Consider the following 13,799-nt stretch of genomic DNA (forward strand, 5'->3'; position numbering starts at 1 on the left):
TGAAAATATCGCCTACGCTAGTCCCCGGTTCCTCATGTGCGATTTGTCCGACGGACAGGCACGACGTTAGGTCCAGGGTGTGGACGATAGCTGAGGCCTTGATCAATTCCGGTCGGGTCGCCAGCAACAGGGATGCAGAGGACCGAGCTATGGCTGTTGAATGGGTTATTGCTGCGGCTGTGTTTATGGGCGTAAGCGCTGCTTTGTGGGGGTTCAGTGTCTGGATCACGCGGCGTATCGAAGCTGCCGTTCCGAGCAACGGGCGTTTTGTGGACGTGAATGGCGAGCGCTTTCACTATTACGAGGAGGGCAAGGGCCCACCGCTGTTGATGATTCACGGGCTGATGGGCAGCAGTCGCAACCTCACCTACGCCTTGTCCGGCCAGTTGTGCGAGCACTTTCGAGTGATCACGCTTGACCGTCCGGGGTCGGGCTATTCCACGCGCCATAAAGGCACCGCCGCGGACTTGCCGGCCCAGGCGCGGCAAGTGGCAGCCTTTATCGACACGCTAGGCCTGGCCAAACCGCTGGTGCTGGGCCATTCCCTCGGCGGCGCGATCTCACTGGCGCTGGCCCTGGACCACCCGCATGCGGTGTCCGGCCTGGTATTGGTGGCACCACTGACCCATCCGCAACCCACATTGCCCTTGGTGTTCTGGTCACTGGCGATACGACCGGCCCTGCTTCGGCGTTGGGTGTCATACACCCTGACCGTGCCAATGGGCCTGCTCACGCGCCGCTCGGTGGTCAAGGGCGTGTTCGCTCCGGACACTGCCCCAGAGGATTTTGCTACCCGGGGCGGCGGGCTGCTGGGCATGCGGCCCGACAACTTCTATGCGGCGTCCAGCGAGATCGCGCTGGTCAACGATTGCCTGCCGGACATGGTCAAGCGCTACCCGCAACTGACGCTGCCGATCAGCCTGATCTATGGCGCGCGTGACAAGGTCCTGGACTTTCGCAAACACGGGCAGGCCCTGGCTGACAGGGTCCCCGGCCTGAAGCTGCAGGTGGTGGAAGGGCGCGGCCATATGTTGCCGATCACCGCCACGGCGCGGGTGGCCGAGGCGGTACTGCAATTGGCCAAGCGTGCCCGGCCGCCGGAAACCGCGGTGATCCTGCATCCGCCATTTGCCTTGGCGAACAAATAATCGTGGCCTCCACTGCGCGGTGGACGGTCCGAGATGCTTGCCCTAGAGACCTGACCAAACGGCAGAAAAACAGACTGCCCAGTCACGCGGAAAAGGCCTCGAAAAAGTAGTTGACGACCTATCGATTCCGCGCTATTTATTTAAAAAAATATTTCAATTTTTGTTTTGAAATGATTTTTGAAATGCCTAAGAGCGAATAAAAATGAAAAAAACGCCTTTTATCGCATGGTTGATTTCCCGGAGCATTCAGCGCTCCCTGAACCTGTTTTCTGCCTCCCTGCCACGGAGGTTGCCATGAATCAGACTCTGGCAGCCCCAAGCGTATGGACCGACGGCAAGCGTCACCTGTGGTGGCTGGGCATCACGCCCCTGGCCACGCCATTGCTCTCCGGTGCACTGGCCATCTGCACCGGTATCCAGCAACTCTGGTGGGTCGGCGTGCTGGTGATCTTCGGCCTGATCCCGCTGATCGACGGCTTGCTCGGTGAGGATGTGAGCAACCCGCCCGAATCCGCCGTGAGCCACCTCGAATCCCAAAGCTATTACCGCTGGATCGTCTACACCGGCGTGCTGTTCGTCATCTCATCGGTGGTGATCACCGGTTGGCTGGCCGCCGGCGGTATCGACTGGATCATCCGGGGTGGTTTGTTGCAGGCTGCGGCGAACCTGGAACCGTCCAACTGGCTGTCCCACGCCGCCAGCTACATCACTGCGCGCACTCAACTGCATGGCGAAGCGAGCTGGTTTACTTACCTGGGCATGGCCATGTCGACAGGTGCCGCTACCGGCATCGCAATCAACACGGCCCACGAGCTGGGGCACAAGCCCAACGCGCTGGAAGTGTTCCTGGCCAAGGTCACCCTGGCCCCGACCTTTTACGGGCACTTCTACACCGAACACAACCGTGGCCATCACGTACGTGTGGCTACCCCGGAAGATCCAGCCAGTTCGCGCCTCGGGGAGAGCTTCTGGGCCTTCCTGCCGCGCTCGGTATGGCTCAGTGCCCGTTCGGCGTGGAACCTGGAGCGCGAACGCCTGCGCAAGCTCGGCTTGCCGGCCTGGCACTGGCAGAACGGGGTACTCAGCGCGTGGATGTACAGTGTGGTGTTGTGGGGCGCGATGATCGCCTGGTTGGGGGCGGCAGTGATCCCGTTCCTGATCATTCAGGGCATCTACGGCTTCTCGCTGCTGGAAGTGGTGAACTACGTCGAGCATTACGGGCTTAAACGCCAGAAGTTGTCCAATGGTCGTTATGAGCGTTGCTCACCACGGCATTCATGGAACAGTAACCGTATTGTCACCAATATCTTTCTGTTCCAATTGCAGCGGCACTCCGATCACCATGCCAACCCAACCCGTAGTTATCAGTCGTTGCGCCACTTTGATGAGTCGCCGCAACTTCCCTACGGCTATGCGAGCATGATTGTCTGGGCCTATGTGCCTTACTTGTGGCGACGTCGCATGGATCATCGAGTGCTGAATCATTACGCCGGGGATATCACCCTGACCAATCTTCAACCGTCACAACGCTTGAAGTATCTGGAGAAGTACAGTGGCAGTGCCAAGCCGTTCTGATGTGAATTAAAACGTGTGTTGCGCGCTCGGGATCTGTGCATCGCGCAGGTCTCTATCGCCCAGGATTCTCAAAATGAGTTGCAAAAAAGTTGTTTGACCCGAACAAAAATAATTTCAAGGGAAGGACGTACATCATGCAATCACCTGCCAAGTTGACCACCCATATCGTATTGGCCGCGCTGGGCCTGATCGTCTACCACCAGGCTCAAGCTGCGCGCATTGAGCCTGCCGGCAGTGCGTTTACCGCCCAGGGCCCCATCAGTTTTTCCAAAGGTGCGCTGATCAGCGCCGACTGCACCATCAAGGTCGCCGGCAAAGTGGCGGCCGACGGCTCATCGGTGAATGTCGACAAAGTTGAATTCGATGGCGGCCTCAAATGCAGCCGAGTCGAAGCCATTAACCTGCCCTGGGTATTAGTTGCCAAAGACACCAAGAGCGGTTCCATGTCGAACATCAGCGTAGATGTTCATGCGTTTGGCCTGGGTGGCAAGTGCGGGCCTTCTACCGCCGAGGGTACATGGGATAACGCCACCGGTAAGTTGGAAGCCGCGAACGTACCGATTGGCGAAGACTGCACAATCAAGACGGTGTCGATCAAGATGCCACCGAACTTCAAAGTGGTTGAATAACAGCAAATGTTGTTGCGGTAATTGAATTGAGATTTGGCTGGAAAGGGAAGTTCTGCAGTTTCACCGTGACCTCTCGTTCATGGCCATTACCCCCTGGCGAATGACTCGCCATAACATGTGAGGAAAAACAATGAAAAGTTTGAAAACCCTCGTATCGTTGTCTGCTTTGGCTGTTTGCATGGGTGCTGCTTCGATGGCCAATGCGGCTTCGATCAGCCCTGAAGGCCCCTTTACCACCACCGCAGGTTCCATCGTGGTGCAATCACCGTCTTCATTCGGCGGCAGTGTGACCTGTGGCATTACTTTCAGCGGTACTGTCAGTGGCGGTGTTGCCACTATCACCAATGCCGCACTGACCGGAGGTGGCTTGTGTGCTTTGCCTACGCTCAAGAGCATTCCGTCGCCAGGCTGGGTGCTGACTGCGTCGTCGGCCACTGAAGGCAAAGTGGCAAACGTTGGTTACACCATTAAAAAGACTTTTATTATCCCCGGCACCGACTGCGGTCCATCCTCCATCAATGTGACCTGGAATGCTTCGTCTCACACCCTTACCGCGGCAAACCAGCCTCTGAGTGGCGGTTGCAACATTGTATCGCTGACTACCACTGCCTCTGGTCTGACGGTTAACCCATAACGGGCACACGTTACGGAACGCAGGGTTGATCACCCTTTGAAAGGCCGGTGCCTCGTTTGAGGTGCCGGCTGACGTAGAAAGCCGGCAATGCCGGAAGCGAATAATAATAAGGAGTGCCGCATGATCACTAATAAACAACAGGCTCATACACTGTTGGGGTTGGCAATACTGGGGGGGCTGATGACGGCCGCTACCGTGCAGGCGGGTGGGTTCTCTACGCCGACTTACGGTGCCCCAGGTTGGGGCCGGGCGTTCGGCGGCGGTTCTCTGTTCAAGAATGACCCAAGTTCTGCATACAACAATCCGGCAGCGATGGCGTTCGTCGATCAATCCGTGGTTCAACAAACCGTCGACTATGCCCGGATCAAGATCAAATACACGGGGCAGTCTTACGATTACACCGGTAATCCGGCCAGCAATACTGCAGTGTCGCCCGATGGTAGCTTTGATCCGAGCACTGCAACCGTCAATAACAACAATGGCGGCCAGGGTGGTTTCACCGCGTGGCTGCCAACCGGGTTTCTGGTGATCCCGATTGGCGACCGCTTTGCATTCGGCCTCAGTCAGGTCGTGCCGCAAGGCATGCGCAGCACCTGGAATGAAAATTCCAAGTTTCGCGACTTCGCCGTGGACACCAAAATTGAAACCGTCGGCTTGACGGGGTCCTTATCCTTCAAGGTGCGCGACGACTTTTCCATCGGCGGTGGCATGATCGTCCAACGTAGCCAAGGCTTCGTCAGCCAGAACATCGATCTATTCTCGGCTGCTTCGGTCTCTCCCGGCTTGGGTAACGGGGCGTTCCCGCCAGGCGTAGGTACCGCGCTGATGCGGGTCAAAGTGGACAATGTTTCCGTTGGCTGGTTTGGTGGCGTTGTGTGGAAACCGACCGACAAAGACTCCTTGGGTCTGAACTACCACGCCAAAATCAAAAACAAGCTGACGGGTAAGTACAAGGTTCGGGCCGATGCGCTGAACAACGGCTTGATGACGGACGATTCGATCTTTGGTGATGGCAAGACGCTGGTTGAAACGGCGTACCCTGGACTGAAGTTGTTCCCCAATGGCGCCAATGCCAGCACGCAGTTGGATATTCCGGCGACTGCCGCTATCGACTGGGTGCACCAGTTCAATGATCGTTGGACGTTAGGTGTCAGCGCCGTGTGGACGCAATGGTCGTCCTTCAAGGACCTGACACTCAAGTCCAATGGCTCGACGATTGTTGCCATTCCTTATAATTATCAGGACACGTGGATGTACTCCCTGGGGGGCGATTTCAAGGCCACGGATGAGTTGACCTTGAGGGCAGGCGTGGCGTACGACCAGACGCCGACCCGTAATTCGACGCGCGATCCGCGCATCCCCGACGGCGACCGTTATTTTGCATCGCTGGGCGCGGGTTACGACGTCAAGGCCATTCCCGGCCTGACGCTGGATGCCGCGTATTCGCACCAATTCGTTCAGAAGGTCAATATCAAAACCCAGAACGTCGATCGTCTTGGTGGTGGCCGTCTTGACGGCACTGCCGAGTCTTCAGGCGATGTCGTCAGTTTGTCGGCCACTTACAAGTTTTAAGGCAGCTATGACGCGAACATCAAGCGCATTCTGGTCTTCGCGTCATGCACCTGCCGCAATGGCTGGCCCAATCGGCTGAGGGGTCAGCTAATTTTTTTTGCCAAACAATTAAATTAAAATTTAAAAACAAGATTTGAATTTGATTCCAAATTTTGTAGTGTGGCGCCACGCAGGTCACTTCGACCGGCCGCGCATTGGCAATACCCTGAATCGAATATGAGGTATCCCCATGGTTATCTGGTTATTGATGGGCCTCGCCGCCGCGATTGCCCTGGCATATCGACAAGCCGCCGCGACCCTGTGGTTGTTCATTGGCCTGATCTGGCTGGCGGCAGGTTACCTGTTCAACGTGGTCGCCGGTTTCGGCGTGAGCGTCGCGGCGGTGCTGGTGGTGTTGCCGGCGTTGTTGATGACGATCAAGCCCCTGCGCCGCACCTTGCTGACTCGCCGGGCCTTGAGCCTGTTTCGTACGATTATGCCGGCCATGTCCGACACTGAGCGTGCCGCTATCGAGTCTGGCACCGTGTGGTGGGACGCCGAGTTGTTCAGCGGCAAGCCGAATTGGCAGCGCCTCTTGCAAGCTGCTCCGGCCAGCCTGAGCGCTGAAGAACAAGCCTTCCTCGACAATGAAGTGGAAACCCTGTGCGACATCGCCAATGACTGGGAAACCACCCAGGTCTGGCAGGACATGTCGCCGCAAGGCTGGCAGTACACCAAGGATGCCGGGTTCCTTGGCATGATCATTCCCAAGCAGTACGGCGGCAAAGGGTTCTCCCACTACGCGCACTCGCAAGTGGTGATGAAGCTGTCGACGCGCTGCTCGGCGGCGGCGATTTCGGTGATGGTGCCCAATTCCCTGGGCCCGGCGGAGCTGCTGTTGCATTACGGCACCGATGCCCAGCGAAATTACTACCTGCCGCGTCTGGCGCGGGGCGAGGACATCCCGTGCTTCGCGCTGACCAGCCCATACGCCGGCTCTGATGCGGGGGCGATTCCCGACCTGGGCATCGTCTGCAAAGGCACCCATGAAGGCGAGGAAGTGCTGGGTTTTCGTGTGACCTGGGACAAGCGCTACATCACCCTCGGCCCGATTGCCACGGTGTTGGGCCTGGCATTCCGCGCCGAGGACCCGGACGGCTTGCTCGGCGCTCCCGGTTCACTCGGCATCACCTGTGCACTGATTCCAACGTCGCATCCCGGCGTGAACAGCGGTCGCCGTCATTGGCCATTGAATGCCGTGTTCCAGAACGGTCCTACCACCGGTAAGGATGTCTTCATCCCACTGGAATGGGTGATCGGTGGCCGCGAGCAAATCGGCAATGGCTGGCGCATGTTGATGGAATGCCTGGCCGCGGGGCGGGCGATTTCCTTGCCGTCGGCCAACGTCGGCCTGGGCAAGGTCGCGGTGCGCGGCACCACGGCCTACGCTGCCATGCGTAAACAGTTCGGCCTGCCTATCGGGAAATTCGAAGGCGTGCAGGCGCCACTGGCACGCATGGCTGGGCACCTGTATGCCTGCGATGCGGTGCGTAAAGTCTCGGTAGCGTCCCTGGATGCGGGTGAGAAACCCTCGGTGATCTCGGCCATCGCCAAGTACCACGTCACCGAGCGCGCGCGCATCATCGTCAATGACGGCATGGACATCGTTGCTGGCAAGGGCATCTGCATGGGCCCGAACAACTTCCTGGCGCGTGCCTATCAGCAAAGCCCCATCGCCATTACCGTGGAAGGCGCGAACATCATGACGCGCTGCCTGATCATCTATGGCCAGGGGTTGATTCGTTGCCATCCTTATGTGTTCCGCGAAATGGAAGCGGCACGCAACCCGGACCGGCGCAAGGCGCTGGAAGCCTTCGACAGCGCGATGTTCGGCCATGTGAGCTTTGTGCTGGCTAACACCGTACGCGCGGCGGTGCATTCTCTGACGGCGGGGCGGCTGATATCCGTACCGGCCAAGACCGACCCCGCGCTGGCGTCCTACTACCGCCAGGCCAATCGTCTGTCGGTGGTGCTTGCGTTGATTTCGGACGTTTCCATGGGCGTACTGGGCGGGGCCCTCAAGCGCAAGGAAAGTATCACCGGGCGCCTGGGGGATATTCTGTCGCAGCTGTACATTTTGTCCTGCGTGCTCAAGCGCTTCGAGGATGACGGCCGGCCCCAGGCGGACCTGCCGTTGGTGCACTGGTCGGCCCAGGATGCATTGCTGCGGGCTCATGAAGCGCTGGCCGAGGTGCTCGACAACTACCCGTCAAAAGCGGCGGCGGCCGTGGTGCGGGCGTTGACGTTCCCGTTCGGTATCCCGCTGCGCAAACCTTCGGACCGTCTGCTGGCCGAGGTGGCGGATGTGGTGCAGACACCAGGCGAAACCCGCGAACGCTTGCTGGCCAATTCCTACATCCCACGTCCGGAAATCGACAAATTGGCCTACGGCGAACTGGGCTTCCGCCTGTTGCCGCAGGTGGAGTTGATCGACGCCCGACTCAAGTCCGCCGTCAAGCAGGGCTTGATCGAACCGATGCCGATCTCAGCCACAGCCTTCACCGCCTGGCGCGTCAAGGCGCGGGCGCTGGACCTGATCAGCGACGACGAAGACACCTTGCTCGGTCGCTATGTGGAATACGCCGACCACGGCATCCAAGTGGATGACTTCCCGCAGGACTTCGGGTTGCTGGAGGCGTTGCAGCGGCGCAAGCAAGCGCTGGAGCCTATGCCAAAGCGCCGAACCGCCCAAGGTGAAAACGCCTCGGTCAATTGAGTGGCACTGAATGTACACGGTCAGTGTGGGAGCTGGCTTGCCTGCGATGCTGACGACTCGGTCCATCAGAAGCACCGAGGTGATGCCATCGCAGGCAAGCCAGCTCCCACATTGATCGGGTTTACACGCCAAGACAGTGGGTCTACTTATGAGTGACAGCTACCTTTCTTTCGTCAATTCCCCTTGGGGCCGTCGCCTGGCCCAGGCCGTTGGTCTGCCGCAACCCTTGCCGCTGCAACGTCATCGCAGCGGCCAGCAAGGCCTGGCCAACCCGGTGATCCTCGCCGGGGCAGGGCGCCTGGCCTTTGAGGTGCAGCGGATTTTCGCGGCCACCGACACAGTCACCGCTACCCCGGCCACGCTCAAGGCGCCGTCCACGGTGAACGTGCAGGGCGCGGTGTTTGACGCCAGCGCCGTGGCCGATCTGCAGCAACTGGATGAGCTCTATCTGTTCTTCCACGCCAACGCCAAGCGCCTCGGTCAGCACGGCCGCGTGGTGGTACTCGGTACCGCGCCGGAACACTGCCAGGACTTGCCCCAAGCCATCGCCCAACGCGCCCTCGAAGGCTTGGTGCGTTCGCTGGCCAAGGAGTTGCGCCGCGCGGTCACCGTGCAATTGATCTACGTGGCGCCGGGCGCAGAAGACGCACTGGACAGCAGCCTGCGGTTCTTCCTGTCGCGCCGTTCGGCGTATGTCTCGGGGCAAGTGGTGCGCGTGGAAAAGCCGGTGGACGGCCAGGTTCCCGTCGACTGGGACAAACCCTTCGCCGGCCGCCGCGCGCTGGTCACTGGCGCTTCCCGTGGCATTGGTTTGGCAATCGCCCAAGTGTTGGCGCGCGACGGCGCCCATGTGGTGTGCGTGGATGTACCGCAGGCCCAGGCGTCGCTGCAACAAGCGGCGCAGAGTGTCGGTGGTTTGGCGCTGCCCCTGGATATCACTGCAGCGGATGCTGCCGCACTGCTGCAGGCCCATGTCAGTCAATACGGCGCTTTTGACGTGGTGGTGCACAACGCCGGGATCACCCGCGACAAAACCGTCGCCAAAATGACCGAGGCGGCGTGGCGCAGTGTGCTGGCGGTCAACCTTGAGGCGCCCCTGCAACTCAGCGACGCGTTATTGCAAAACCAAGGGTTGAACCCCGGTGGGCGCATCGTGTGCGTGTCGTCGATTTCCGGCATCGCTGGCAACCTCGGGCAAAGCAATTACGCCACTTCCAAGGCTGGTGTGATCGGCCTGGTCCAGGGCCTGGCACCGCGTGCGGTGGCGCAGCACGTCACCGTGAATGCGGTGGCGCCGGGGTTTATCGAAACCCAAATGACCGCGAAGATCCCGCTGATGATTCGCGAAGCGGGGCGGCGCATGAATTCGCTGTCCCAAGGCGGGCAGCCGATCGATGTGGCCGAGACCATTGCCTGGCTGGCGCACCCAGCGTCTGGCGGGGTCAACGGCCAAGTCGTACGCGTGTGTGGTCAAAGCCTGCTGGGAGCCTGAGCCATGGACTACGTGACACAGATTATCGACCCACCGCCATCACGCACCCGCTTGCTGCTGGACGGCGTGCGGGCCTTACGCAAGCCAGCGCTCGACGGTGCGCCTGTATTGCCCAAGGAACGCCTGGTGCGCTCGGCAGTGGAGTTATCCGCCGCTGGCATCGCCGCGTATGGCCGTGCCTGTGGTTTTCGCCGCGAGCAAGGCGTGCCGCTGTCTTATCCCCATGTGTTGGCGTTCCCGCTGCACCTGATGCTGCTGACCCGCCCGAGTTTCCCGTACCCGGCCAGCGGCATGGTGCACCTGGCGAATCGCATTCGTCAGCACCAACGCCTGCACGAAGGCCAGGCCTTGCGCCTGGAAGTGTATTGCGAGCGCTGGGTCGCGCATCCCAAGGGGCAGGCGTTGAGCATCGCGACCCGTGCCTACAGCGCTGGCACCCTGGTATGGGAAAGCGACAGCCTGTACCTGCGCCGGGATGTCAAAGACCCGGTCGGCGAGCCCTGGGACGACGCGTTGCCGTTGCAGGAAGAAGGGGTGTTGCGCACTCAACGTTGGGTGCTGCCCGCCGACCTGGGCCGGCGCTTTGCCAAGGTCTCGGGGGATTTCAACCCGATCCACATGTCGCTGATCGGCGCGAAAATCTTCGGCTTTCGCCGTGCCATCGCCCACGGCATGTGGACCTTGGGCCGTGCCCTTGCTGCGCAGCAACCGCCCGGTGGGCTCGACCAGGCCGAGGCGCATTGCGACTTCAAGCTGCCGATCTTCCTGCCCGGCCAGGTCGCGCTGTGGAACCGTCCGGCAGCGGGCCCGTGCCGTGAGTTTGAAGTCCGCAATTTCGCAGGTGACAAGCCTCACATGCGTGGACTGTTCGTCTGGAAAGAGAGCCTTAAATGACTGATTACAGCTTCAACCCAGCCCCGGTTCGCCGCGTCGCGATTATCGGCGGTAACCGCCTCCCTTTTGCGCGCTCCAACACGGTGTATGCCCACGACAGCAACCAGGACCTGCTGGTCGCCGCTTTGCAGGGGCTGGTCGACCGCTACAACCTGCACGGCCAACGGCTGGGTGAGTTTGCCGCCGGCGCGGTAATCAAGCATTCGCGGGATTTCAACCTGGCGCGTGAGTCGTTGTTGTCCACCACCTTGTCTCCGGATACGCCGGCCTATGATGTGCAGCAAGCCTGCGGCACCGGCCTGGAAGCAGCATTGCTGGTGGCGAACAAGATCGCACTGGGCCAGATCGAGGTGGGCATTGCCGGTGGTTCCGACACCACCTCCGACGCCCCCATCGGGATCAACGAATCCCTGCGCCACACCTTGCTCGCCGCCAACCGCGCCAAGGGCATGGGCGACAAGCTGAAAGCGCTGCTCAAGGTTCGGCCGTCGATGTTTTTCAAGCCCTTGCTGCCCCGCAATGGTGAGCCACGCACCGGCCTGTCCATGGGCGAACACTGCGAGGAAATGGCCAAGCGCTGGCAGATCAAGCGTCTGGCCCAGGATGAGCTGACACTCACCAGCCATCAGCGCCTGGATGCCGCATACAAATGTGGCTTCTTCGACGACCTGATCAGCCCCCATCGCGGCCTGGCCCGGGACAATAACCTACGCGCTGACGCCAGCCTGGAGAAACTCGCCGGGCTGTCACCCGCTTACGACCGCCAGAACGGCACGCTCACCGCAGGCAACTCCACGCCGCTGACCGACGGCGCTTCGGTGGTGTTGCTGGCCAGCGAAGAATGGGCGGCCGAGCACGGCTGGCCAGTGCTGGCTTACCTGCGGACCGGCGAAACGGCAGCCGTGAACTTTGTCGACGGCACCGAAGGCCTGCTGATGGCCCCGGCCTACGCGGTGCCACGCATGCTCAAACGTGAAGGCCTGAGCTTTAATGACTTCGATTTTTTCGAGATCCACGAGGCCTTTGCCGCCCAGGTGCTGTGCACGCTAAAGGCCTGGGAAGACGCCGATTATTGCCGCGAGCGTCTAGGCTTGGACGCGCCGCTGGGGCCCATTGACCGGTCGAAAATGAACGTCAACGGTGGCTCGCTGGGCTGCGGTCACCCGTTCGCCGCCACCGGAGGCCGGCAATTGGCAGCGCTAGCCAAGATCATCCATGAGAACGGCGGCGGGCGCGGCCTGATTTCCATCTGTGCGGCAGGCGGACTGGGCATTACCGCCATCGTCGAAAAGTAGCGCTATCAAAAACAACAATAAGGAGACTGCCATGAACGCTGTAAGCCTGGAACAAACCGAACGGATCTGGCTTGACGCTTACCTGCCTGGCGTCCCGGCGGATATCGATGCCGCGATTGAAGATTACCCATCGTTGCGCGAGGTGTTCCTCGAACACTTGGAGAAATTCCACGAGCGTGTGGCGTATGTGAGCATCGGCACCGAAATGACCTACGCTGACTGGCAGGTGCAAGGTATTGCGTTCGCCGCCTGGTTGCAGGGCCAGGGTGTGCAAAAGGGCGACCGCGTGGCGTTGATGATGCCCAACTGCTTGCAGTACCCGATCTGCCTGCTGGGTACGATCCTGGCCGGCGCGGTGGTGGTCAATGTCAACCCGCTGTACACCTCCCATGAACTCAAGCATTTGCTCAAGGACAGCGGCGCGCAGACCGTGGTGATCTTCGAAAACTTCGCGCATACCCTGGAAAAAGTCATTGCCGGCAGCAGCGTCAAGCGCGTGGTAATCGCGGCCATCGGCGATTTGCTCGGCACCTTCAAGGGCGCAGCGATGAACTTTATCCTGCGTAGCGTGCAAAAGCAGGTGCCAGCGTTCAATCTGCGCGGCTCGGTGCGGTTCAATCAGGCCTTGAAACAGGGGCGCGGGCTCAATCATTTTCCGGTGGAAATGCACCTCGATGACCTGGCTTTCCTGCAATACACCGGCGGCACCACCGGCGACGCTAAGGGCGTGATGCTCAGTCATCGCAACATCATCGCCAATCTGCTGCAGGCCAAGGCCTGGGTCGGTGACCAACTGGACAAGCACAAGCAGGAAACCAACGTCACCTTGCTGCCGCTTTACCACATCTTTTCGCTGACGGTGAACTGCCTGATGTTCATGTGCCTGGGCGGGCGCAATATCCTGATTGCCAACCCACGGGACGTGAAGCGGGTGCAGATGATCCTGCGCAAGGAGCGCTTCAACGGCATTGCCGGGGTCAACACGTTGTTTAATGGCTTGCTGGAAAACAAGGCGTTTTGCGCGCGGGACTTTTCCGACCTGCGCATGGTGATCGCGGGCGGCATGGCCACCCACACCGCAGTGGCCAAGCGTTGGAAGGAAGTCACCGGACTGCCGATCATCGAAGGCTATGGCCTCACCGAGTGTTCGCCGGTGGTGAGCATCAGCCCGATCAATATTGCGCGCATGCGCGAGATGGAATTCACCGGCAGCATCGGTGTGCCATTGCCGTCGACCTGGGTGCGGTTTATCCGTGAAGACGGGGAGCTGGCCGAGATTGGCGAGCAGGGCGAACTACAAGTGCGCGGGCCGCAGGTGATGCAGGGCTACTGGAAACGCCCGGAAGCCACCGCCGAGGTGCTGGATGCCGAGGGATGGCTGTCGACCGGCGATATCGGTGTGATGGACGAGCGTGGCTATATCCGCCTGGTGGATCGCAAGAAAGACATGATCCTGGTCTCGGGCTTCAACGTGTACCCCAATGAAATCGAAGACGTGGTGGCGTTGCACCCAGGGGTGGCGGAAGTGGCGGCGATTGGGGTGGAAGATGGCGTGACGGGGGAGAAGGTCAAGATCATCGTGGTGCGCAAGGACCCGAACCTGACGCAGGAGCAGATCCTGGCGCATTGCCGCGAGTATCTGACGGGGTACAAGGTGCCAAGGTATGTGGAGTTTCGGACCACTGAGCTGCCTAAGACCACCGTGGGTAAAGTGCTGCGCCGAGCCTTGCGCTGACTCGAAGGTTTAGGTGATCCAAATGTGGGAGCTGGCTTGCCTGCGATAGCGGTGTAACCGTTACACCGCT

At 60.2% G+C, this 13,799-nt stretch carries 10 protein-coding genes; all 10 read left to right on the forward strand.

Annotated elements, in window-relative coordinates:
* Window positions 1–149: 149 nt before the first annotated feature.
* The 10 genes from AACY52_RS20070 to AACY52_RS20115 all read left to right on the forward strand — a co-directional run bounded on the left by AACY52_RS20070 (window position 150) and on the right by AACY52_RS20115 (window position 13,729).
* Window positions 150–1,148, forward strand: a complete 999-nt coding sequence (locus AACY52_RS20070) for an alpha/beta hydrolase (RefSeq protein WP_339415900.1) — start codon at window positions 150–152, stop codon at window positions 1,146–1,148.
* Between the two features lie 294 nt (window positions 1,149–1,442).
* Complete coding sequence (locus AACY52_RS20075; protein WP_339439183.1) at window positions 1,443–2,723, forward strand: alkane 1-monooxygenase; 1,281 nt, start codon at window positions 1,443–1,445, stop codon at window positions 2,721–2,723.
* Between the two features lie 134 nt (window positions 2,724–2,857).
* Window positions 2,858–3,352 carry an alkane oxidation protein activator PraA gene (praA, locus tag AACY52_RS20080; protein ID WP_339415902.1) on the forward strand — a complete coding sequence of 165 codons (495 nt, stop codon included), beginning with the start codon at window positions 2,858–2,860 and terminating at the stop codon, window positions 3,350–3,352.
* 130 nt (window positions 3,353–3,482) lie between these two features.
* Window positions 3,483–3,986, forward strand: coding sequence for an alkane oxidation protein activator PraB (gene praB / locus AACY52_RS20085; RefSeq protein WP_339415903.1), 504 nt, complete (start codon window positions 3,483–3,485; stop codon window positions 3,984–3,986).
* 120 nt (window positions 3,987–4,106) lie between these two features.
* Window positions 4,107–5,558, forward strand: coding sequence for an outer membrane protein transport protein (locus AACY52_RS20090; protein WP_339427613.1), 1,452 nt, complete (start codon window positions 4,107–4,109; stop codon window positions 5,556–5,558).
* A gap of 229 nt (window positions 5,559–5,787) precedes the next feature.
* The gene (locus AACY52_RS20095) at window positions 5,788–8,313 is read left to right on the forward strand and encodes an acyl-CoA dehydrogenase (protein WP_339415906.1); all 2,526 of its coding nucleotides are present in this window, start codon (window positions 5,788–5,790) and stop codon (window positions 8,311–8,313) included.
* 148 nt (window positions 8,314–8,461) lie between these two features.
* Window positions 8,462–9,805 carry a 3-oxoacyl-ACP reductase gene (locus tag AACY52_RS20100; protein ID WP_339560723.1) on the forward strand — a complete coding sequence of 448 codons (1,344 nt, stop codon included), beginning with the start codon at window positions 8,462–8,464 and terminating at the stop codon, window positions 9,803–9,805.
* A 3-nt stretch (window positions 9,806–9,808) separates the two neighbouring features.
* The gene (locus AACY52_RS20105; RefSeq protein WP_339415908.1) at window positions 9,809–10,699 is read left to right on the forward strand and encodes a MaoC/PaaZ C-terminal domain-containing protein; all 891 of its coding nucleotides are present in this window, start codon (window positions 9,809–9,811) and stop codon (window positions 10,697–10,699) included.
* Window positions 10,696–11,994, forward strand: coding sequence for an acetyl-CoA C-acetyltransferase (locus AACY52_RS20110; RefSeq protein WP_339415909.1), 1,299 nt, complete (start codon window positions 10,696–10,698; stop codon window positions 11,992–11,994). Before AACY52_RS20105 ends, AACY52_RS20110 begins: the two co-directional genes overlap by 4 nt.
* Before the next feature lie 31 nt (window positions 11,995–12,025).
* A complete protein-coding gene (locus AACY52_RS20115; RefSeq protein WP_339560724.1) occupies window positions 12,026–13,729 on the forward strand; it encodes an AMP-binding protein in 1,704 nt (567 codons plus the stop codon).
* Window positions 13,730–13,799 lie beyond the last annotated feature (70 nt).

This window comes from Pseudomonas sp. EA_65y_Pfl1_P113, from assembly GCF_963970525.1.
Taxonomy (GTDB): Bacteria; Pseudomonadota; Gammaproteobacteria; order Pseudomonadales; family Pseudomonadaceae; genus Aquipseudomonas; species Aquipseudomonas tritici.